The organism is Actinokineospora spheciospongiae, assembly GCF_003182415.1.
GTDB lineage: Bacteria > Actinomycetota > Actinomycetes > Mycobacteriales > Pseudonocardiaceae > Actinokineospora > Actinokineospora spheciospongiae.
Genome location: NZ_QHCP01000004.1, coordinates 353,719 through 377,001 on the forward strand (window position 1 = coordinate 353,719; position 23,283 = coordinate 377,001).

At 72.4% G+C, this 23,283-nt stretch carries 12 protein-coding genes; 10 read left to right on the plus strand and 2 right to left on the minus strand.

The window, feature by feature from the left end; genetic code table 11:
- Positions 1-17 precede the first annotated feature (17 nt).
- From DFQ13_RS12670 to DFQ13_RS12685, 4 genes are read left to right on the plus strand one after another with little or no spacing between them, the layout of a single operon-like run.
- A complete protein-coding gene (locus DFQ13_RS12670) occupies positions 18-9,269 on the plus strand; it encodes a non-ribosomal peptide synthetase/type I polyketide synthase (RefSeq protein ID WP_110079926.1) in 9,252 nt (3,083 codons plus the stop codon).
- On the plus strand, positions 9,259-10,959 hold the full coding sequence (locus DFQ13_RS12675) for a phytoene desaturase family protein (RefSeq protein WP_110079927.1): 1,701 nt from the start codon (positions 9,259-9,261) through the stop codon (positions 10,957-10,959). The genes DFQ13_RS12670 and DFQ13_RS12675 overlap by 11 nt, the downstream gene beginning before the upstream one ends.
- Positions 10,956-12,662, plus strand: coding sequence for a phytoene desaturase family protein (locus DFQ13_RS12680; RefSeq protein ID WP_110079928.1), 1,707 nt, complete (start codon positions 10,956-10,958; stop codon positions 12,660-12,662). Before DFQ13_RS12675 ends, DFQ13_RS12680 begins: the two co-directional genes overlap by 4 nt.
- Complete coding sequence (locus DFQ13_RS12685) at positions 12,659-13,732, plus strand: MDR family NADP-dependent oxidoreductase (RefSeq protein WP_110079929.1); 1,074 nt, start codon at positions 12,659-12,661, stop codon at positions 13,730-13,732. Before DFQ13_RS12680 ends, DFQ13_RS12685 begins: the two co-directional genes overlap by 4 nt.
- 52 nt (positions 13,733-13,784) lie before the next feature.
- Here DFQ13_RS12685 and DFQ13_RS12690 read toward each other — a convergent pair whose 3' ends face one another.
- Positions 13,785-14,261: a peroxiredoxin gene (locus DFQ13_RS12690; RefSeq protein ID WP_110079930.1), complete on the minus strand. Its 477-nt coding sequence runs from the start codon at positions 14,259-14,261 to the stop codon at positions 13,785-13,787.
- 297 nt (positions 14,262-14,558) lie between these two features.
- Between DFQ13_RS12690 and DFQ13_RS12695 the strand changes: the two genes are divergently transcribed.
- Both DFQ13_RS12695 and katG read left to right on the plus strand, forming a co-directional pair.
- The gene (locus DFQ13_RS12695) at positions 14,559-14,987 is read left to right on the plus strand and encodes a Fur family transcriptional regulator (RefSeq protein ID WP_110079931.1); all 429 of its coding nucleotides are present in this window, start codon (positions 14,559-14,561) and stop codon (positions 14,985-14,987) included.
- A gap of 58 nt (positions 14,988-15,045) precedes the next feature.
- Positions 15,046-17,322 (plus strand): catalase/peroxidase HPI, encoded by a 2,277-nt coding sequence (gene katG, locus DFQ13_RS12700; RefSeq protein ID WP_110079932.1) that lies wholly within the window; start codon positions 15,046-15,048, stop codon positions 17,320-17,322.
- A 120-nt stretch (positions 17,323-17,442) separates the two neighbouring features.
- Here the strand turns inward: katG and DFQ13_RS12705 are convergent, their stop codons facing one another.
- The gene (locus DFQ13_RS12705; RefSeq protein ID WP_110079933.1) at positions 17,443-18,660 is read right to left on the minus strand and encodes a lipase family protein; all 1,218 of its coding nucleotides are present in this window, start codon (positions 18,658-18,660) and stop codon (positions 17,443-17,445) included.
- Between the two features lie 107 nt (positions 18,661-18,767).
- Between DFQ13_RS12705 and DFQ13_RS12710 the strand changes: the two genes are divergently transcribed.
- The 4 genes from DFQ13_RS12710 to DFQ13_RS12725 all read left to right on the plus strand — a co-directional run bounded on the left by DFQ13_RS12710 (position 18,768) and on the right by DFQ13_RS12725 (position 23,279).
- The gene (locus DFQ13_RS12710) at positions 18,768-19,415 is read left to right on the plus strand and encodes a TetR/AcrR family transcriptional regulator (RefSeq protein ID WP_110079934.1); all 648 of its coding nucleotides are present in this window, start codon (positions 18,768-18,770) and stop codon (positions 19,413-19,415) included.
- A gap of 583 nt (positions 19,416-19,998) precedes the next feature.
- Entirely contained in the window at positions 19,999-21,564 is a 1,566-nt protein-coding gene (locus DFQ13_RS12715) for a Re/Si-specific NAD(P)(+) transhydrogenase subunit alpha (RefSeq protein WP_267897650.1), read from the plus strand.
- Between the two features lie 3 nt (positions 21,565-21,567).
- Entirely contained in the window at positions 21,568-22,980 is a 1,413-nt protein-coding gene (gene pntB / locus DFQ13_RS12720; RefSeq protein ID WP_110079936.1) for a Re/Si-specific NAD(P)(+) transhydrogenase subunit beta, read from the plus strand.
- 104 nt (positions 22,981-23,084) lie between these two features.
- A complete protein-coding gene (locus DFQ13_RS12725; protein WP_110079937.1) occupies positions 23,085-23,279 on the plus strand; it encodes a hypothetical protein in 195 nt (64 codons plus the stop codon).
- Positions 23,280-23,283: the final 4 nt, after the last annotated feature.

Here is a 23,283-nt window from a genome sequence, read left to right on the forward strand (position 1 = left end):
CGAAGGAAAGCCCCGCGATGCACCCACGCACGCCCGTTCCCGAGGACAACCGCTTCGCCATCGTCGGTATCGGCTGCCGCCTGCCCGGCGGCGCGTCGGACTACCGGACCTTCTGGCGCAACGTGCTCGACGGCAAGGACTGCGTCACCGACACACCGCGCGACCGCTACGACCGGACCACCCTGGGCAGCCGCGACAAGGCGAAACCGGGGCGCTTAGTCGGCGGTCGGGGCGGTTACATCGACGGCTTCGACGAGTTCGACCCGGAGTTCTTCGGCATCAGCCCGCGCGAGGCCGAGCACATGGACCCGCAGCAGCGCAAGCTGCTGGAGGTGGCGTGGGAGGCGCTGGAGGACGGTGGCCAGAAGCCCGCCGAGCTGGCGGGCACCGACGTCGGCGTGTTCGTCGGCGCCTTCACCCTGGACTACAAGATCCTCCAGTTCGCCGACCTCGGCTTCACCACGCTGGCCGCGCACACCGCGACCGGGACGATGATGACGATGGTGTCGAACCGGATCTCGTTCTGCTTCGACCTGCGCGGCCCCAGCGTGTCCATCGACACCGCGTGCAGCTCCTCCCTGGTCGCGGTCCACCTCGCCTGCCAGAGCCTGCGCAGCGGTGAGACCGGTCTGGCACTGGCGGGCGGCACCCTGCTGCACTCCGCGCCGCAGTACACCATCGCCGAGACCAAGGGCGGTTTCCTGTCCCCGGAGGGGAAGTCGCGCACCTTCGACGCCGACGCCGACGGCTACGTGCGCGCCGAGGGCGTGGGCGTGGTGGCGATCAAGCGCCTGGCCGACGCGCTGCGCGACGGCGACCCGATCCACTCGGTGATCATCGGAACCGGCGTCAACCAGGACGGCCGCACCCCGGGCATCACCGTGCCCAGCGGCGACGCGCAGACGGCGCTGATCGAGCGGGTGTGCGCGGAGGCGGGCGTCTCTCCCGGCGAGTTGCAGTACGTGGAGGCGCACGGCACCTCCACCCCGGTCGGCGACCCGATCGAGGCCAACGCCCTGGGCCGGGTGCTGGCCAAGGGCCGCGCGCCGGGTGCCAAGTGCTACATCGGCTCGGTGAAGGCCAACATCGGCCACACCGAGGCCGCCGCGGGCATGGCCGGGCTGATCAAGACGTCGTTGGCGTTGCGGCACAAGGTGATCCCGCCGCACATCAACCTGAACCGGGTCAACCCGGAGATCGACCTGGCGGCGCTGCCGTTCGACATCCCGACCGAGCCGGTGCCGTGGCCCGAGCACGACGGCCCGGCCCGCGCCGGGGTGAACTCCTTCGGGTTCGGCGGGACCAACGCACACGTCCTGCTGGAGGAGCCGCCCGCCCGCGAGGCCCCGGCCGAGCGCGTCGAGGTCCCCGTGCCCGCTGTGCTGCCGCTGTCGGCGAAGGCGCCGGAAGCCCTGGCCGAACTGGCCGCCGGGCTGCGCGCCGAGCTGGCCGCCGGGGTGGACCTGGCCGACCTGGGCCACACCCTGGCCCACCGCCGCCAGCACCACGAGCACCGCGCCGCCGTGGTCTACACCGATCGGGAATCCCTGGACGCGGCGCTGGCCGCCGCCGAGGCGGACACCGCGCATCCCGACGTCCTGACCGGGCGGGCGGGGACCGACGAGCGACCGGTGTGGGTGTTCACCGGCATGGGCCCGCAGTGGTGGGCCATGGGCAGGCAGCTCTTCGCCGCCGACCCGGTGTACCGGGCGGTGATCGAGCGCGTCGACGCCGAGATCCGCGCCCAGGCCGGGTGGTCGCTGGTCGAACTGATGGGCGCCGACGAGGCCGACTCGCAGATGGCCGAGACCTGGCTGGCGCAGCCCGCCAACTTCGCCGTGCAGATCGCCCTGGCCGCCGTCTGGCGCTCGCGCGGGGTCGAACCGGCGGCGATCGTCGGGCACAGCACCGGTGAGGCCGCCGCCTTCTACGAGGCGGGCGTGTACTCGTTCGAGGACGCCGTCACGGTGATCCTCAACCGCAGCCGGTTGCAGCAGAAGCTGGTCGGCGCGGGCACCATGCTGGCCGTCGGCCTGACCGAGGCGGAGGCCACCGCGCGGGTGCGCCCCTACGGCGACCGGGTGTCGATCGCGGCGGTGAACAGCCCCGGCGCGGTCACCCTGGCCGGTGAGCGGGACGCGCTCGCCGAGCTGCACCAGGCGCTCAACGGCGACGGCGTGTTCGCCAAGTTCCTGTCCGTGCTGGTGCCCTACCACAGCGCCGCGATGGACGCGATCAGGGAGGACCTGCTGGCCGCGCTCGCCGGGATCACCGCCGACCCGGCCGCCGTGCCGCTGTACCTGACCGGCCGCCCCGGCCGGGGCGCGGGACCCGAGCTGGACGCGGGCTACTGGTGGGACAACGTGCGCGACCGGGTCCGCTTCCGCGAGGCCGTGGACGCGCTCGCCGCCGACGGGCACCGGCTGTTCCTGGAGATCGGCCCGCACCCGGTGCTGGCGCACTCCATCGGCGAGTGCCTGGCCGCCCGGGGCCTGACCGGCACCAGCGTGCCGTCGATCCGCCGCGCCGAGGACGAGCCGGTCCGCCTGGCCCGCTCGGTCGCCGCCCTGCACGCCGCGGGCGCCACCGTGGACTGGTCGGTGCTCCAGCCCGCCGGGTCGCCGGTGCCGCTGCCGCGCTACCCGTGGCGCCGCGACCGCTACTGGGTCGAGCCCGAGCCGGTCGCCAGGGTGCGCCTGGGCCACCGCGACCACCCGCTGCTGGGCCGCCGCGGCGCGGGCGCCGAGGCAGCCTGGGAGAACCGGCTCGACACCGAGGCGCTGCCCTACCTCGACGACCACCGCATCCAGGGCAACCCGCTGTTCCCCGCCGCGGGCTACGTGGAGATGGCGTTGCAGGCGGTCAAGGCGCTGACCGGGGGCACCGACGCCACCGTGGCGGACCTGCGGCTGCGCAAGGCGCTGTTCCTCTCCGACAGCGACCCGCGGCCGGTGCACCTGTCGCTGTCCGGTGAGGACGCGTCGTTCACCGTGGCCACCGCGAGCGACACCGGCGAGCGGGTCGTGCACGCCAGCGGCGTGCTGCGCGCCGAGCAGCGCGCCCTGCCCGCCACCCCGCTCGACGCCGACGCGGTGCGTGCCCGCGCCCGGCAGCACCTCGACGGCCCCGGCGCCTACGCCGAACTGGCCCGGCTCGGCTACCACTACGGCCCGGCGTTCCAGGGCATCACCGAGGTGTGGGTGGGCCGGGACGAGGCGCTGGCCCGCATCGAGGCCCCGGCCGGGGTGGACGCCGCCGGGCACCACCTGCACCCGGTGCTGCTCGACTCCTGCTTCCAGACCCTGCTCACCCCGCTGATCACCGAGCAGGCCCGCGACGGCATCCGGCTGCCGGTGTCGATCGGGGAGATCCGGGTCGACGAGGTCGGCGCCCGGCCGCTGTGGGCGCACGCGGTGCTCACCGGCCGCGAGGCCGACGAGCTGGTCGGCGAGATCACCCTCTACACCGAGGCGGGCGAGCCGCTGGGCCGCGTCGGCGGGTTCCGCGCCGTTGACGTGGAGAAGGCGGCCACCGCGGTCGGCAGGCAGACCATCGACGGCTGGCTGTCGCGGGTGTCCTGGCGGCCGGTGCCCGACCCGGCCCCGATCGAGGGCCCGCTGGGCCGCTGGCTGCTGTTCGCCGACCGCGGCGGGGTGGCCGAGGAGCTGGCCGCCCGGGTGCGCGCCGAGGGCGGGCACTGCCACCTGGTGCGCACCGGGCCCGCCTACCGCGCGGGCCGCTGGGAGTCCACCGTGGTCCCCGGCGACCCGACCCACCTGTCCCGGCTGGCCGCGGACCTGGCCGACGGCGCCGAGACCGGCTTCGAGGCCGTGGTGCACCTGTGGAACCTGGACCTGCCCGGCGCGGACGCGCTGGACCGGGCCGCGCTGGACCCGGCGGCGGGCGCCTACTCGCTGATCACCACCGCGCAGTCGGTGCTGGCCGGGGAGCTGACCGGCAGGCTGCACGTGGTCACCCGCGGCACCCAGGCCGTGCGCGCCGAGGACCCGGTGGAGCCGATCGGCGCCCGCGCCTGGGGCATCAGCCGGGTGCTGTGGCACCAGGAGCTGACCGCGCACCGCGGTGTCCTGGTCGACCTCGAACCCGGCGCCCCGGACCGGGCCGCCGAGGCGGACGCGCTGCTGCGCGAGCTGGCCGCCCCCGCCGACCCGGACGTCGACGAGGTCGCGCTGCGCGGGGGAGTGCGGCACACCAGCAGGCTGGTGCCCGCCGCCGACGCGCTCACCGCGCCGCTGCCGCCGCGCCTGCGCCAGGACGGCGCCTACCTGGTCACCGGCGCGTTCGGCGCCCTGGGCAGGCTGCTGTGCCGCACCCTGGTCTCCCGGGGGGCGCGCAGGCTGGTGCTCCTCGGCCGCACCCCGCTGCCGGAGCGGGCGTGGTGGGACGCGCTCGACCCGGCGGGCAAGGTCGGCGGCGCGGTGCGCTTCGTCCGCGACCTGGAGGAGGCGGGCGCGCAGGTCATCCTCGCCCCGATCGACGTCACCGACGAGGCCGCGCTCACCCGCTGGCTGGCCGGGTACCGCCGCGACCACGGGCTGCCGCTGCGCGGGGTGTTCCACCTGGCGGGTCACGTCCGCGACACCCTCGTCCCGGACATGGACCGCGCCACCTTCGACGCCGTGCACGACCCCAAGGTCGTCGGAGCGTGGCTGCTGCACCGCCACCTGCGCGACGAGCCGCTGGACCACTTCGTGCTGTTCGCCTCGGTGGCCTCGCTGCTGACCACGGCGGGTCAGACCAACTACGCGGCGGGCAACGCCTTCCTCGACGCGCTGGCCCACCACCGCCGCTCCCGGGGTCTGCCCGCGCTGAGCCTGGACTGGGGGCCGTGGGCCACCGGGATGATCGAGGAGCTGGGCCTGGTCGAGCACTACCGGGTCAGCCGCGGCATGAGCTCGCTGTCGCCGGAGGCGGGCATGGCCGTGCTGGAACGCGTGCTCGGCCAGGAGCAGGCTCAGCTTCTGGTGGCCACGGTGGTGGACTGGCCGACGTTCCTGTCCTGGTACGCCGACCCGCCGCCGCTGGTGGCCGAGCTGGCCGCCGCGGCGACCGAGGTCACCGAGACCGGCGGCAGCTTCCTCGACGTGTTCCGGGTCGCCGACGACGCCACCCGGCGCGAGCTGGTCGCCGAGCGGTTCACCGCGCTGGTCGCTGGCGTGCTGCGGGTCGCCCCGGAGAAGGTCGACCAGGGCGCGGGCCTGACCTCGGCTGGCCTGGACTCGCTGCTGGCGATGGAACTGCGGGCCAAGGTCAACACCGAGCTGAAGGTGTCGCTGCCGGTGGTCGCGCTGCTCAGCGGCGCCCCGGTCGCCGAGCTGGTCGAGCAGGTGCACGCCGGGCTCATCGCCCGCGTCGCGGGCGGCGACGACGGTGCCGAGGTGGAGGTCTTCACCGACGAGCACCGCTACCCGCTCACCCAGAACCAGAAGGCGCTGTGGTTCCTCAAGCAGCTCAACCCGGACGGCTTCGCCTACAACATCGGCGGCGCGGTCGAGGTGCGGGTGGAGCTGGAGCCGGAGCTGATGTTCGACGCGGTGCGCGCCCTGGTGGCCCGCCACCCGCTGCTGCGCGCCAACTTCGTGCTGGAGAAGGGCCAGGCGGTGCAGCGGATCGCCGACACCGCCGAGGCCGACGTGGCGCTGTTCGACGTCGAGGACCGGCCGTGGGAGGACATCTACCGGACGATCATCGACGAGTACCGCAGGCCGTACGACCTGGGCACCGACCCGCTGGTGCGGTTCCGGCTGTTCCGCAGGGGCCCGGACCGCTGGGTGATCATGAAGGCGGTGCACCACATCATCTCCGACGCCATCTCCACCTTCACCTTCATCGAGGAGCTGCTGTCGCTCTACGAGGGTATGAAGCGCGGGGAGACTGTCGAGCTGCCCGAGCCCGCCGCCCAGTACCTGGACTTCCTCAACTGGCAGAACCGGTTCCTGGCGAGCCCCGACGCCGAGCGGATGCTGGCCTACTGGCGCGACCACCTGCCCCAGGAGGTGCCGGTGCTGGCGCTGCCGACCGACAAGCCGCGCCCGGCGGTGCAGACCGACAACGGCGCGTCGGAGTTCTTCACCGTCGACGGGGACCTGACCGCCCGGGTGCACGAGGTGGCCCGCGCCCACGACACCACCGTGTTCGTGGTCCTCATGGCCGCCTACTACCTGCTGCTGCACCGCTACACCGGCCAGGACGACATCATCGTCGGCAGCCCGGTGACCGGGCGCACCGAACCGGAGTTCGCGGGCGTCTACGGCTACTTCGTCAACCCGCTGCCGCTGCGCGCCGACCTGTCCGGCGAGCCGACCATCGGCGAGCTGATCGAGCAGGTGCGCTCCACCGTCCTCAACGGACTCGACAACCAGGAGTTCCCGTTCGTCCTGCTGGTCGAGCAGCTCAAGCTCAAGCACGACCCGAGCCGGTCCGCGGTGTTCCAGGCCATGTTCATCCTGCTGGCGCACAAGGTCTCCACCGAGAAGTACGGCTACCAGCTCGACTACATTGAGCTGCCGGAGGAGGAGGGCCAGTTCGACCTGACCCTGTCGGTGTACGAGGACGAGGCGGAGAACCGCTTCCACTGCGTCTTCAAGTACAACACCGACCTGTTCTTCGCCGAGACCGTCCAGCGCTTCGCCCGGCACTACGTGACCCTGCTCGACGGCCTGACCAAGGCGGCCGACGACGCCCCGGCCACCGCCCTGCCGGTGCTGGACGCGGCCGAGCGCCGGACCGTGCTCACCGAGTGGAGCGGCGCGGGCCGGGTCGTCCCGGCCGAAATCCCGCTGCCCGAGCTGATCTCCGCCGCGGCGGCGATCACCCCGGAGGCCACCGCGGTGGTCGTGCCGGGCGGGGAGCGGCTGTCCTACGGCGACCTGGAGAGCCGGGCGCGCGCACTGGCGGGCGGGTTGCGCGCCAGGGGCATCGGCGCGGGGTCGGTCGTGGCCCTGTGCCTGCCCAAGTCGACGGACCTGGTGGTCACCGTGCTGGCCGTGCTCAAGTCCGGTGCGGCGTACCTGCCGCTGGACCCGGACTACCCGGCCGAGCGCCTGGCGCACATGCTGGAGACGGCGGGCGCGGAGCTGGTGCTGGCCGACGACCGGTACGCCGACCGGCTGCCGGGCGCGGTGACCGCCCTCGCCGACCTGGAGCCCGACCCGGCCGCGGTGCTCGAACCGGTGCCGCTGGACGCAGTGCCGTTGGACTCGACCGCGTACGTCATCTTCACCTCGGGCTCGACCGGCCTGCCCAAGGCCGTCCGGGTCACCCACCGCAACCTCGCCTCGGCGTTCGAGGCGTGGCGCGCGGAGTACCGGCTCGACACCGACGCCAGGGTCCACCTCCAGATGGCCGGGTTCGCCTTCGACGTGTTCACCGGCGACCTGGTCCGGGCGCTGGGCTCCGGCGGCACCCTGGTGCTGGTCGACCGCGACCTGCTCTTCGACACCGCCCGCCTGTACGACACCATGGTCACCGAGCGGGTCGAGTGCGCCGAGTTCGTGCCCGCGGTGGTCCGCGCGCTGATGGCGCACTGCGACCGGACCGGGGCCCGGCTGGACTTCCTGCGGCTGCTCGCGGTCGGCTCGGACGCCTGGAAGGTCGCCGAGTACCGGCGCCTGGTCGACCTGTGCGGCCCGGACACCCGGGTGGTCAACTCCTACGGCCTGAGCGAGGCCACGATCGACAGCACCTGGTTCGAGGGCCCGGTCGACGGCCTGGAACCGGGGCGGATGGTGCCGATCGGCCGCCCGTTCCCGAACTCCGAGCTGTACCTGCTCGACGAGCGCGGTGAACCGGTGCCCCCGGGGGTGGCGGGCGAGCTGTTCGTGGGCGGCACCGGCGTGGCGGCGGGCTACGTCGGCGACCCGGAGCAGACCGCGCTGCGCTTCACCACCCGCGAGCTGGACGGCCGCGAGGTGCGGCTCTACCGCACCGGCGACCTGGCGCGCTGGGGCGCGGGCGGGCACGTGGAGCTGCTGGGCCGCGCCGACGGCCAGGTGAAGGTGCACGGCCACCGGGTCGAGGTCGGCGAGGTGGAGACCCACCTGTCGCGCTGGCCGGGGCTGGCGCACGTGGTGGTGCTGGTGCGGCCCGACCAGCGCGGCGAGGACGTGCTGTGCGCGTACTGCGTGCCCGCCGACGGGGCCGCCCCGGACTGGCGCGCGCTGCGCGCCCACCTCGGCGAGCGGCTGCCCACCTTCATGATCCCGACGCACTTCGCCGCGCTGCCCGAGCTGCCGCTCACCCCGAACGGCAAGGTCGACGTGGACGCGCTGCCGGTGCCGGAGGCGAGCGCGGGCACCGTCGCGTTCGAACCGCCGGTCACCCTGTACGAGGTGCGCACGGCCGCGCTGTGGCAGTCGCTGCTCGGCGTGGAGGGGGTCGGGCTGCGGCACGACTTCTTCGAGCTGGGCGGCAGCTCGGTGAAGCTGGTGGAGCTGATCCACCACCTGCGCACCGAGTTCGCGGTGGAGGTCCCGGTGAGCATGCTGTTCCGGCTCACCACCCTGCACGGCATGGCCACCGCGGTCGAGCACGTGGTGACCGGCCGGGTGGCGGGTTCGCAGCCGTTCCTGGAGTTCAACCCCGACCGGACCGACACCGTGTTCTGCTTCCCGCCCGCGGGCGGGCACGGCCTGGTCTACCGCCAGCTCGCCGCGCAACTGCCCGAGCACCGGCTCACGGCGTTCAACTTCATCCCCGGCCCGGACAAGGCCGCCCGGTACGCCGACCTGGTGCAGTCCTGCCAGGCCGACGGGCCGTACACGCTGTTCGGCTACTCCCTCGGCGGCAACCTGGCCTTCGAGGTGGCCAAGGAGCTGGAGCGCCGCGGCGCGGCCACCGCGCACGTGGTCATCATGGACTCCTACCGGGTGCCGGAGCGCTTCGAGCTGGCCGAGGAGCACATCGCCGAGTTCGAGCGCGAACTCGCCGACCACCTGCGGCGGCACACCGGGTCGGCGACGGTGACCGAGGAGACCGTGGCCCAGGCGCGGGACTACCTTGGCTACTCCAGCCAGACCCCGAACACCGGCGTGGTGGGCGCCCCGGTCACGGTCCTGTCCGACGAGTCCAAGGCCGAGAAGTACGCCCAGGGCGCCAAGGGGAGCTGGCACGGCACCTCGACCGCGGGCACGGTCGTGCTGCGCGGCTCCGGGGCGCACGAGGAGATGCTCGACGGCGAGCACCTGGAGCACAACGCCGCCCTGCTGCTGGAGGTCCTGGGCCAGGGGGGCAAGCGCGATGTCGCGTAGCAGGCGGGAGGTCTGGGAGCGGCGCGGGCGCCGCCCCGGGCAGCCTCCCCGGGTGATCATCGTCGGCGCCGGGGTCTCCGGCATGGCGGTCGGCTCCTACGGGCAGATGAGCGGCCTGGAGACGCGGATCTTCGAGAAGCACGTCATCGCGGGCGGCTGCTGCACCGGCTGGGGCCGAGACGGCTGGCTGTTCGACTACTGCATCGACTGGCTCAACGGCACCAAGCCCGGCAACGCCGCGAACCAGGTGTGGCGGGAGCTGGGGGCGCTCGACGGCAAGTCGGTCACCCGGTTCGAGGTGTTCAACAAGGTGGTCGACACCGACGGCCGGTCGGTGTCCTTCCCCACCGACCCGGACCGGCTGGAGGCCGAGCTGCTGGCCTGCTCGCCCGCCGACGAGAAGCTGATCCGCGGGTTCTGCGCGGACCTGCGCCGGTTCACCAAGCTGGCCCTGCACCCGTTCCTCACCCCGCCGCCGCTGACGCCGCTGCGGGAGAAGCTGGCCATGCTCGCCACGGTGCTCCCCGCGTTCCGCCTGTTCTGGCGCAGCGGGGGGACCCAGATGGCCGACTTCACCGCCCGGTTCAGCGACCCGTTCCTGGCCAAGGCGCTGCGGAACATGTTCTTCCAGGACCCGGAGAACTTCGCGCTGATCCCGTACCACTACACGATGGCCGAGGCGCACAACGGCAACGTGGGCATGCCCCAGGGCGGCTCGCTCGGCCTGGCCAAGTCCATCGAGGACCGCTACACCGCCCTCGGCGGCCGGATCGACTTCCGGTCCCGGGTCGCCCGCGTCCTGGTCGAGGACGGCCGCGCGGTCGGCGTGGAGCTGCGCGGCGGTGAGCGGCACTACGCCGACCACGTCGTCGCCGCGTGCGACGCGCTGTCCACGGTGTCCACCCTGCTTGGCGGCAGCCACAGCAGCCCCACGCTGGACACGATGCTCACCGAGGTCATGCCCGCCCCCGGTGAGCTGTACCCGGCGCTGGTGTCGGTGTTCGTCGGCATCCGCGGCGACCTGCCCGCCGAGGAGTCGCACAGCACCACCTACTTCCTGTCCGACGAGGACGCGGCCCGGCTGCCCGGGTCGTTGCAGAAGAGCCTGGTGGTGCACCTGCGGTCGCGGATGATCGCGGGCATCGCCCCACCGGGGCACTCGCTGCTGATGTGCAACTACTTCAGCGACTTCGACACCTGGAAGGACCTGCGCACCGGTGACCGCAAGGCCTACCGGGCTCGCAAGCAGGAGGTGGCGGCCTTCGTCCTGGAATACCTCGAACGCCTGCACCCCGGCATCGGCGACCGCGTCGAACAGGTGCAGGTGTCCACCCCGGCCACCACCGAGCGCTACACCGGCAACGCCAGGGGCGCGATCCTGGCCTGGAAGTCGCCGCGCGCCGACGACCTGATCGACCGGATGATCGGCAAGGACCGGCTGAGCCTGCCCGGTCTGCGCGGGTTCCACCTGGCCGGGCACTGGGTCGGCGGGGGCAGCCTGATCAAGGCCGCCGCCTCCGGCCGCTTCGCCGCGCAGTACCTCTGCCGCGAACTCGGTGTGCCGTTCCGGGCGCAGGAGAGCACCGACACCCGCCCCTGGGGCCCCGAGCGCCTCGGCGAACTGCCCCAACTCGACCGGTGGACCGAACAGCAGGTGCCATCCGGGGAAGAAGCGAGGACGTCCTCATGAGCCGCAAGACCATGATCGTCATCGGTGCGGGCCTCGGTGGTCTGTCCACCGGCTGCTACGCGCAGATGAACGGCTACGACAGCCGGATCTTCGAGATGCACGAGATCCCCGGCGGCTGCTGCACGGCCTGGGACCGGGGCGACTTCTGGTTCGACTGCTGCATAAGCTGGCTGCTCGGCAGCGGCCCGGGCAACGAGATGCACCAGATCTGGCTGGAACTCGGTGCGCTGCAGGGCAAGGAGATCCGCCACTTCGACGTGTTCAACATCGTCCGCGGTCGCGACGGCCGGGAGGTGCACTTCTACTCCGACCCGGACCGGCTCGAAGCCCACCTGCTGGAAATCTCGCCCGCCGACGCCAAGCTCATCCGCGACTTCTGCGGCGGGCTGCGCAAGTTCCGCAAGGCGCTGGCGGTGTACCCGTTCCTCAAGCCGGTCGGCATCATGGGCACGCTGGAGCGGATTCGGATGCTGGCCGGGTTCCTGCCGTACTTCAACGTGGTCCGCAAGTCCATCAGCACGCTGATGACCGACTACTCCGCCCGCTTCGAGGAACCGCTGCTGCGCGAGGCGTTCAACTACGTCCTCTACGAGAAGCACGCCAACTTCCCGGTGCTGCCGATCTACTTCCAGCTCGCCTCGCACGCCAACCTCTCCGCCGGGGTGCCCGAGGGCGGTTCGCTGGGCCTGGCCAAGTCCATCGAGGAGCGCTACCGGCGCCTGGGCGGCGAGGTCACCTACAACGCCAAGGTGCAGCGGATTCTCGTCGAGGACGACACCGCGGTGGGGGTGCTGCTCGACGACGGCACCGAGCACTACGCCGACATCGTGGTCTCCGCCGCCGACGGGCCCACCACGATGACGAAGTTCCTCGACGACAAGTACCTCACCGACGAATACCGCAAGCTCTACACCGAGACCATCCACGAACCCGGCATGGTCTTCCCCGGCTACGTCTGCCTCTTCCTGGCCCTGGACCGGCCGGTGCCCGATGGCGACCCGTGCACCACCCACCTCCTGACCGAGGAGGAGGCGCGGGACCTGGTCGGCATCAAGCACCCCAGCATCAACGTCCAGTTCCGCAGCACCCACTACCCGGAGCTGTCCCCGGAGGGCACCACCATCGTCTACATGACCTACTTCGCCGACATCGCGCCGTGGCGCGAGGTCGACGAGGGGCCCGAGCAGGTGACCCGGGTCCGGGCGGGGGAGAAGCTGCACACGCTCCCGGTGCGCCACGGCAAGCAGTACTACGCCGCCAAGCGCAAGGCGCGGCTGGCGCTGATGGACATCCTGGAGAAGCGCCACCCGGGCATCACCGCCTCGGTGGTCGCCCGCGACGTGTCCACACCGCTCACCCAGGTCCGCTACACCGGCAACTACAACGGCACCGTGCTGGGCTGGCAGCCGTTCGTAGACAGCGGCGAGACGCTGGAGGAACTGGTCAAGAAGTACGGCCCCGGCCTGCCCGGGCTGCGCAACTTCTACCAGTCCGGGGTCTGGGCCACCACCGGCGGCCTGATCCGCGCCGCCACGGCGGGCAGGCAGGTCGTGCAATTCATCTGCAAGGACGACAACAAGGAGTTCGACGCACACGTGGACGATCACGGACCGCCCCCGACGCACCGCGTGATAGCCGTGCGCCCGCAGCACGAGCGCACGCCCCGGAACCTGGTCTCGCTGGCGGGCGGGGGTGCGTCGTGAAGGTCTCCAAGTGGGTCGTGCGCGAGCACATGCGCGGTGTCCCGGACCCGGCGCGCATCTACGAGAGGGTCGAGGAGGAGCTGGTCGTCGACCTCGCCGAGGACGAGATGCTCCTGGAGACGCTGTACGTCTCGGTCGACCCCTACCAGCAGGGCCTCGCCCTCGACACCCGCGTCGGCGACCACATGGGCGCCGACTCGGTGATGCGCGTCCTCCAGGCGGGCCCCCGCGCCCTGTTCCGGCCGGGCGACCTGGTCCAGGGCTTCGGCGGCTGGCGCACCCACGTGGTCGACACGGGCGGCCCCACCCGCTGGGACTCGACCTGGCACGCCGAGAACATGCCCCTGGTCTTCCCCGCCTACCGCCTGCTCGACCCCGCCCACTACGGCGACGCCCTCCCGCTGCACACGGCGCTGAGCGTGCTGGGCGGCCCGGGCATGACCGCCTGGGGCGCGATGCGCAAGGTGCTCCAGGTCCGGCCCGGTGACAGCGTCCTGATCAGCGGGGCGTCCGGGGCGATCGGCTCGGTGGCGGGCCAGCTCGCCAGGCTGGCGGGCGCGGGCCGGGTGGTGGCCACCACCCGCTCGGCGGCCAAGACCGACCACCTGCTGGGCCTGGGATTCGACGAGGTCGTGGTCTACAGCCGCGACGAGCCGCGCGACGAGGTCCGCGACCGCCTCCGCCGCGCCCTGCCCAAGGGGGTGGACCGCTACCTCGACACCGTCGGCGGCGCCCTCACCGACGAGGTGTTCGGGATGCTGGCCATCGGCGCGCGGATCGCCATCTGCGCCCAGTTCGAGAGCCAGGTCGGCGGCGACCACGTCGGCCCGAGGCTGCTGCCGCTGCTGATGCGCCCGCAGGCCACCGTCCGCGGCGTGTTCTCCCTGGAGTGGATGGAGGACTCGGCCTGCTGGGTGGACCTGGAGGCCGACCTGGGCAACCTGGTCCGCTCCGGCGCCGTCGTCCACGAGCACACCATGCACGAGGGCTTCGACTCGATCCCCGCGGCCTACGGGTCGCTGTTCGCCGACGGCGCGGACAAGAAGGGCAAGGTGCTGGTCCGGCTCTGATCGGCCCGTTGTGCCGGGGGCGGGCCCACGTGGGCCCGCCCCCGGCGTCGTGCTACTTCCCGGCGCGGGCCCGCAGGGCGGCGAGGGCCTGGTCCGCGTGCACCTCCATCCGCAGTTCGGACTTCACCACGGCCAGCACGGTCCGGTCGGTGTCGATGACGATGGTCCGCCGCCGCGTCTGCACGGCGCCGAACCGGTCCGGCAGTCCCAGCTTCCGCCGGACCCCGTAGGCGGCGGCCACAGCGCCGTCGGGATCGGACAGGAGCGGAAAACCGAAGGAGTGCGCGTCGGAGAACTCCCGCTGCTTGTCCACCCCGTCGGAACTGATCCCCACCCGCTGCGCGCCCACCTCGGCGAATTCGGCGGCCAGGTCCCGGAAGTGGCAGCTCTGCGCGGTGCACCCGGTCGTCATGGCGGCGGGGTAGAAGAACAGCGCCAGGGGGCCGAGTTCCAGGAACTCCCCGAGTGAGCGCGGATTCCCGTCCTGGTCGACGAGCTTGAAGTCCGGTGCGATGTCACCCTTGTCCATGCGACTGACGATAATCGTTGTGGACGGTCGCGAAAAGGTGCAACAGGGGCAACCGGAGAACGTTTTCCCCTTGTTTTTCCGCAACTCCCGCGGCTGTGCGCCAATGGGTCGGGGTTGACGGAATTCCCGCCGGGCGGTCGCGGGGCGATGGGGGAGGCCGTCCACTCGGACGTGAGCGGGGTGCGCCGCCACGCGGGCGCGGCACTGTGATTTGATCATGGTGACCGTCCCGGACCCCGCCGCCCCGGGCGACCAGGGAACTTGAACTACTCCAGAAAAGTCTCTAGGGTGTGCCGTGTGACGTCCGACTTCGAGGCTCAGCTGCGGGCGGTCTCGTTGCGCGTGACCCGACCCAGGCTGGCGGTGCTCACCGCGCTGCGCGACCACCCGCACGTCGACACCGACACGGTGATCGCGCTGGTGCGGGTCCAGCACCCGACCGTGTCCCACCAGGCGGTCTACGACGTCCTGCGCGCGCTGACCGACGCCGGTCTGATCCGCCGCATCCAGCCCGCGGGCACCACCGCCCGCTACGAGTCCCGGGTGGGCGACAACCACCACCACGTCGTGTGCCGCTCCTGCGGCGCGATCGCCGACATCGAGTGCGCCGTCGGCCACGCCCCCTGTCTCACCGCCTCGGACGACCACGGCTTCGCGGTCGACGAGGCGGAGGTCGTCTTTTGGGGCACCTGCCCCGACTGCTCGGCCGGACGCACAACCCGATAGAACACCAGCACAGCCGATAGAACACCAGTACAGCCAGCGCAAGTTCGGAAGGACGCAGATGAGCGACCCCAGGGCAACGCCCCCCACCAGCGCTCAGGGCGTGGACGAGAAGGCGGCGGCCGGCTGCCCGGTCGCGCACGACTCGGTGACCGCCCACGGCAGCGAGAGCGAGAACCCGGCGATCGACTCGCCGACCCCGAAGACCTCGGGCCGCCCGCACACCAACAAGGACTGGTGGCCCAACCAACTCGACCTGTCGGTGCTGCACGCCCACTCGTCGAAGGGCAACCCGCTCGGCCCGGACTTCAGCTACGCCGAGGAGTTCGCCAAGCTCGACGTCGAGGCCCTCAAGCGCGACATCACCGAGGTGCTCACCACCTCGCAGGACTGGTGGCCCGCCGACTTCGGCCACTACGGCGGCCTGATGATCCGCATGAGCTGGCACGCCGCGGGCACCTACCGCATCCACGACGGCCGCGGCGGCGCGGGCGACGGCGGTCAGCGCTTCGCCCCGCTCAACAGTTGGCCCGACAACGCCAACCTGGACAAGGCGCGCAGGCTGCTGTGGCCGGTCAAGCAGAAGTACGGCCAGAAGCTGTCCTGGGCCGACCTGCTCGTGCTCGCGGGCAACGTGGCCCTGGAGTCGATGGGCTTCAAGACCTTCGGCTTCGGCTTCGGCCGCGAGGACGTCTGGGAGCCCGAGGAGATCTTCTGGGGTCCCGAGGACACCTGGCTGGGCGACGAGCGCTACGTCAGCGACTCGGAGATGGCCGAGGACGTCGGCGCGACCGAGATGGGCCTCATCTACGTCAACCCGGAGGGTCCCCGGGGCAACGCGAACCCCGCCGCGGCGGCGCACTTCATCCGGGAGACCTTCGGCCGGATGGCGATGAACGACGAGGAGACCGTCGCCCTCATCGCCGGTGGCCACACCTTCGGCAAGACCCACGGCGCCGGTGTCGCCGACAACCACGTCGGCCCCGAGCCCGAGGGCGCCCCGCTGGAGGCGCAGGGCCTGGGCTGGCTGAGCACCCACGGCAGCGGCAAGGCCGGTGACACGATCACCAGCGGTCTCGAGGTCACCTGGACCGACGTGCCGACGCAGTGGAGCAACCGCTTCTTCGAGATCCTCTTCGGCCACGAGTGGGAGCTGACCACCAGCCCCGGCGGCGCCAAGCAGTGGGTCGCCAAGGACGCCGAGGAGATCATCCCGGACCCGTTCGACCCGGCCAAGAAGCACAAGCCGACCATGCTCACGACGGACCTGTCGCTGCGCGTGGACCCGGCGTACGAGAAGATCTCCCGCCGTTTCCTGGAGAAGCCCGAGGAGTTCGCCCTGGCGTTCGCCAAGGCCTGGTACAAGCTGCTGCACCGCGACATGGGTCCGGTCAGCCGCTTCCTGGGCCCGTGGGTGGCCGAGCCGCAGCTCTGGCAGGACCCGGTGCCCGCCGTGGACCACGACCTCGTCGGCGAGTCCGACATCGCCGCGCTCAAGGCGAAGGTCCTCGACTCCGGCCTCACCACCGCCCAGTTGGTCTCCACCGCTTGGGCCTCCGCGGCGAGCTTCCGCGCCACGGACAAGCGCGGCGGCGCCAACGGCGCCCGCATCCGCCTGGAGCCCCAGCGCGGCTGGGAGGTCAACCAGCCCGAACAGCTCGCGACGGTCCTGGAGACCCTGGAGGGCATCCAGCGGGAGTTCAACGACGCGGGCGGCGCGAAGATCTCCCTCGCCGACCTGATCGTGCTGGCCGGTTCGGCCGCGGTCGAGAAGGCGGCCCGCGACGCGGGTGTCGAGACGACCGTGCCGTTCCACCCGGGTCGCACCGACGCCACCCAGGAGCAGACCGACGTCGAGTCGTTCTCCGTCCTGGAGCCGCGCGCCGACGGCTTCCGCAACTACCTGCGCCCCGGTGAGAAGCTCCAGCCGGAGGTGCTGCTGGTCGAGCGCGCCTACATGCTCGACCTGACGGCGCCGGAAATGACCGTGCTCGTCGGCGGTCTGCGCTCCCTCGGGGCCAACGTGGGCGGCGCCGAGCACGGTGTGCTCACCGACCGGCCCGGTGTGCTCAGCAACGACTTCTTCGCCAACCTGCTGTCCCCGGGCACCAGGTGGAAGGCGTCGGAGTCGCAGGAGAACACCTACGAGATCCGGGACGCGGCCACCGACGAGGTGAAGTGGACCGCCACCGCGGTCGACCTCGTCTTCGGCTCCAACTCCCAGTTGCGCGCCCTCGCCGAGGTCTACGCCAGCCAGGACGCCCAGGAGAAGTTCGTCGCGGACTTCACCAAGGCGTGGACCAAGGTCATGGACCTCGACCGGTTCGACCTCGCCTGAGCCTGATCCACCCGACGAGCCCGGCCGATCCCCGTGGATCGGCCGGGCTCGTCGGCGTCCGGGCGGACCCGCGCCGGGCGGGGTGATCACCCCCCTGCTGTGATCACCCCGCTCGCGGGATCAGCAGGACGGTCGGGTCGGCTTGCCCGCGTAGCGGTCGCCGAGCCAGTTCAGCGCGGCGGTGCCCCACACCGAGACGGCGGTGATGTGCCCGGCGAGCGGGATCGGCGTCCACTGGATGTCGGCGCCGCGCGCGCAGTAGCGGTCGCGCAGTGCTTCCGCCGCCGCGTACGGGATCAGTTCGTCGAGCGTGCCGTGGTACAGGTACACCGGCGCCGTGGGTGCGGTGGTGCCCAGCCGGTTCTCGGCGAGCCGGGCCTGCCAGGCGGGGGAGTCGATCAAGTCGGGGGTTGTGGTGAGGTCGTTGAGCCGGGTGAACGGCGCCGCGAGGGCGAGTTCGGCGACGCAGGCGTCCCGCACCTTGGCGGTGAGGTCCTTGCCACGCCGGGTGAGCTGGTCGGCGAACGGCAATTCGGGGTAGGCGGCGGCGTAGCCCACGGCGGCCGCGACCAGCAGACCGGAACCCAGGTTGCCGTCGTTGAACGCGGCGACCTCGTTCAGGTCCGACGGCACGCCACCCTCGGCGATCCCGACCAGGTTCAGCTCGGGCGCGTAGGTCGGCTGCAACTCACCAGCCCAGGCGGCGGCCTGCCCGCCCTGGGAGTAGCCGAAGGCGCCGATCGGGGCGTACCGGTCGAGGCCCGCCTCCGGCAGCCGGGTGGCGGCGCGGGCCGCGTCGAGCAGCGCGTGGCCCTCCGACCGGCCCACCGCGTAGGTGTGCGTGCCCGGGGTGCCCAGGCCCTCGTAGTCGGTGACGACCACCGCCCAGCCCTTCAGCAGAGCCTGCGCCAGGAACGCGATCTCCACCTCCGTGCCCGCCCGCAGGTGGTAGGACGGCGCGCACTGGTCGCCGAGTCCCTGCGTGCCCATGGCGTAGGCGACGACCGGGCGCGGGCCGGGACCGGGCCAGGCGTCCGGCGGCACCAGGACCGTGGCCGACACCGCGATGCGCGCGCCCGTGGCCGAAGTGGACAGGTGCAGGACCTGGTGGGCGTCCACCGGCGCGGGCAGGACGCGGAACGGCTCGGGGTGCCAGTCGACCCGCCTGCTGCGCAGCACGTCACCCGGTGAACCGGCGGGGAGCGGGGCGGGCGGGGTGTAGAAGGCGTCCTGCGACGGCACCGGCAGGGGCTCGGCGGCGCCCGCCACGGGCGCGGGCCCGGAGGTGAACAACGCGAGCGCGACCAGGGACGAGACCAGGGCGGATCGGCGGACCATGGTGCCTCCGGTATTGTGGAAACTCCGATTTTCGGAAACCTAGGTCCGCACCGCCGAAGCGACAAGTCCGATTACCACTTTGTCCCGGTCGGGGAACGGGAGCACCGGTGACCACCCCGCCCAGGCGCGCCTACGGGGGCGTCTCCGCCGACGACCGCCGCGCCCAGCGCCGGGCCCGGCTGCTGGTGGCCGCGCTGGAACTGTTCACCGCGCGCGGCTACCAGCAGACGAAGATCGTCGACCTGTGCACGCTGGCCGGGGTGTCCACCCGCAACTTCTACGAGGAGTTCCCGGCCAAGGAGCGGGTGCTGCTCACCCTGCACGACCGGATCAACGCCGAGGCGCTGCGCCGGGTCGGCGGCAGGCTCACCGAGGTGGCGGGCGCGAGCACCGCGACCAGGGTGCGGGTCCTGATCGACACCTTCATCGCGGGCATCACCGCCGACCCGCGCCTGCCGCGCCTGAACTACGTCGAGGCCGTCGGGGTGAGCGCCGACCTGGACCGGCAGCACCAGGAGTGGGTCCGCCGCTGGGCCGACTTCATCGAGTCGGAAGCCCGCCTGGCCGCCACCCGCGGCGACGCCCCCGACCGCGACTACCGCCTCACTGCCTACGCCGTCGTCGGTGCCATCACCGGCCTGCTGCGGGAGTGGCAGGCGCACGACCCGCCCCTGGACACCGCCGCCATCGCCGAGGAGATCCGCGGCCTCGTCCTGGCCGCCATCACCCGCCCGGCGGTACCCGGCGAACCGTGACCCCGGACCGTCCACGTGGGACGTGGCGCCCCTTCACCGCGGCGCGACCACCGGGGACGATGAGCCGAATACTGCCGCGTGACCCCCGAGTCAATGTGACGGACGTCCTGTGCCGCGTCCGGACCGCGCGGAACCCCCCGGTGGCGTCCACCGTTGACATGCCGATCACCACCCACCGGTCGCCCGCGTCGCGCACCCGCGGTGACGAGATGAAATCGGCCACGCGGACCCCGGGGTCGCCCTGCCCGCCGGGATGCGGCAGCACAGGGCGCAGAACTGTCGGCGTGTTGGCCGAAAGCGTGCGCGCCGAGGTGACAAAAGCGCGGCCGGGCAAATCCGCGTCCCGCCCGGAACCGGTGGGCCGATCCGCCGCGCGGCGGTGCCGGAACGGATTCACCGATGCGGTTCCCACTCTTCGGAACGGCTTGATTCCGCTCCGGTGCGAGCATCGCCATATCCAGAAACGGCCGGTTTTCGCGGTACCTTCCCTCCCTACGGTGGGATCGCGCACCCGCAGCGATCGACACGCCCCGCACCGGGGCTGACCCATCCGGCGCCGCGCACCGGCGTGAGAGGAGATCGTGTGAACGACAGTGAACCGACCGCGGGCGCCGCGCCGAGCGTCGGGGTCCGGGCCGAGACCGAGAAGGCCGAAACCCGGGTGGCACTGACCCCGGACACCGTCGGGAAGGTGCTGGGGCTGGGCTACCAGGTCACCGTCGAGTCCGGGGCGGGCACGCGATCGGGGTTCGACGACCAAGCCTACCGCGACGCGGGCGCCGAGGTGGTCGACGGCCCGGTGTGGGACGCCGACGTCGTCATCGGGATCAACCCGCCCCCGGCCGAGGACATCCGGCGGCTGCGCGCGGGTGCCACGTCGATCTCCATGCTCGCGCCCGCACTCGAACCCGACCGGGTCGCGGTGCTGGCCGAGCAGGGGGTCACCGCGCTGGCCATGGACGCGGTGCCGCGGATCTCCCGCGCCCAGTCGCTGGACGTGCTCAGCTCGATGGCCAACATCGCCGGTTACCGCGCGGTGATCGAGGCCGCCCACGCCTTCGGCCGCTTCCTGACCGGCCAGGTGACCGCGGCGGGCAAGGTGCCCCCGGCCAAGGTGCTCGTCGCCGGGGTCGGCGTGGCCGGGTTGGCCGCCATCGCCGCGGCCAACAGCCTGGGCGCCATCGTCCGCGCGACCGACCCCCGGCCGGAGGTCGCCGACCAGGTCCGCTCCCTCGGCGGGGAGTACCTCGCCGTCGACGTCGTCCAGGACATGGGCACCGACGGCTACGCCAAGGCCACCTCCGAGGACTACAACCGGCGCGCGGCGGAGATCTACGCCGAGCAGGCCGCCGACGTCGACATCGTCATCACCACCGCGCTCATCCCCGGAAGGCCCGCCCCGCGCCTGCTGACCGCCGAGCACGTCGCCTCGATGAAGCCGGGCAGCGTGGTCGTCGACATGGCCGCCGCGCAGGGCGGCAACGTCGCGGGCACCGTGGCCGGTGAGGTCGTCGTCACCGACAACGGGGTCACGCTCATCGGCTACACCGACCTGCCCGGGCGGCTCCCGGCGCAGGCCTCGCAGCTCTACGGCACGAACGTGGTCAACCTGCTGCGCCTGCTCACCCCGGGCAAGGACGGTCGGCTGACCCTCGACCTGGACGACGTGGTGCAGCGCGGGATGACCGTCGCGCACGGGGGCCAGGTCCTGTGGCCGCCGCCCCCGGTGTCGGTCACCGCGTCCCCGGCCGCCGCCGCCGCGGCGCCCGCCGTCGCGGCCACCGCGAAGGAGGAGCCGGTCCGGCGGCCGTGGCTGCGCGCCGCGGGTGCCGTGCTCGGCGCGCTGGTGCTGTTCGGGATCACCTCGGTCGCGCCCGCGCCGCTGGCCGGTCACCTGACCGTCTTCGCGCTCGCGGTCGTCATCGGCTTCTACGTGATCGGCAACGTGCACCACGCGCTGCACACGCCGCTGATGTCGGTCACCAACGCCATCTCCGGGATCATCGTGGTGGCCGCGCTGCTGCAGATCGGCACCGGCGACGCCCTGGTGACCGGGCTGTCGGGCGCCGCCGTCCTGCTCACCACCATCAACATCGTCGGTGGCTTCGCCGTCACCCGGCGGATGCTCAACATGTTCTCGAGGAGCTGACCGGTGACCGCACAGACACTGACCACCGCGGCCTACCTCCTGGCCGCGCTGCTGTTCCTGGCCAGCCTCGCCGGGCTGGCCAAGCACGAGACCGCGCGCACCGGCGTCCGCACGGGCATCGCGGGCATGACCATCGCGCTGGTGGCCGCGGTCGCCGCGAACCTGGACTCCGGGGCGACCGGCCTGCTGGTGCTGGTGATCGCACTGGTCGTCGGGGCCGCCATCGGCCTGTGGCGGGCCAAGGTCGTCGAGATGACCGGCATGCCCGAGCTGATCGCCCTCATGCACAGCTTCGTCGGCCTGGCCGCGGTGCTGGTGGGGTGGAACGGCTACCTCGACCACGGCGCCGAGGACGGGCTGACGGGATCGCTGCTGGGGGTGCACCACGCCGAGGTCGTCATCGGGGTGTTCATCGGCGCGGTGACCTTCACCGGGTCGATCATCGCCTACCTCAAGCTCTCCGCCCGGATCAACTCCTCCCCGTTGCAGCTCCCGGGCCGCCACGTGCTCAACCTGCTGGCCCTCGTCGCCTTCGCGGTGCTCACGGTCGTGTTCGTGGTGCGGCCCGCGGTGTGGGTGCTCGGCGTGGTCACGGTGGTGGCGCTGCTGCTCGGCCTGCACCTGGTCGCCTCCATCGGCGGCGGTGACATGCCGGTCGTGGTGTCGATGCTCAACAGCTACTCGGGCTGGGCGGCCGCCGCCGCGGGCTTCCTGCTGTCGAACGACCTGCTGATCATCACCGGCGCGCTGGTCGGCTCCTCCGGTGCCTACCTGTCCTACATCATGTGCAAGGCGATGAACCGCTCGTTCATCTCCGTGATCGCCGGTGGCTTCGGCGCCCCGACCGCGTCCGGCGCCGCCCAGGTCGACGGCGAGCACCGCGAGATCGACGCGGCCGGGGTCGCCGAGATGCTCACCTCCGCGCGCACGGTCGTGATCACCCCCGGCTACGGCATGGCCGTCGCCCAGGCCCAGCACCCGGTGGCGGAGATGACCCGCCGCCTGCGCGCCCAGGGCGTCGAGGTCCGCTTCGGCATCCACCCGGTGGCCGGGCGCCTGCCCGGGCACATGAACGTGCTGCTGGCCGAGGCGAACATCCCCTACGACGTGGTCCTGGAGATGGACGAGATCAACGACGACCTCGCCGACACCGACGTGGTCCTGGTGATCGGCGCGAACGACACGGTCAACCCGTCCGCGGCGGAGGACCCGGCCAGCCCGATCGCGGGCATGCCGGTCCTGCACGTGTGGGAGGCGCGCAACGTCGTGGTGTTCAAGCGGTCGATGGCCTCGGGTTACGCCGGGGTGCAGAACCCGCTGTTCTTCCGCGAGAACACCCAGATGCTCTTCGGCGACGCGAAGGACCGCGTGGTCGACATCGTCGCGGCGCTGCCCGCCCCGGTGACCGCGGGCTGAGCGACCGGTGGCCGGTCACCGCCCGCGCACGGGCGGTGACCGGCCACTGTCGTGCGTGCGGTGCTTGAGCGCGCGCCGGAGGGGGTATGGGAGGAGTGACCGGTATGTCCGCTGAGGATGGGAAGCACACCATGGCACCCGACACCACCCGCCGCTCGCTGCGCATGCTGGCGGCCACGGCCGTTCTCGGACTGCTCCCGCTGCTCGCCGCCTGCGGCGACGACGACGGTGACGACGACGACCGCGACGACGACGGCATGCGCGCCCGCGCCGCCGTGGTCCTGACCCTCGCCGACTGACCCA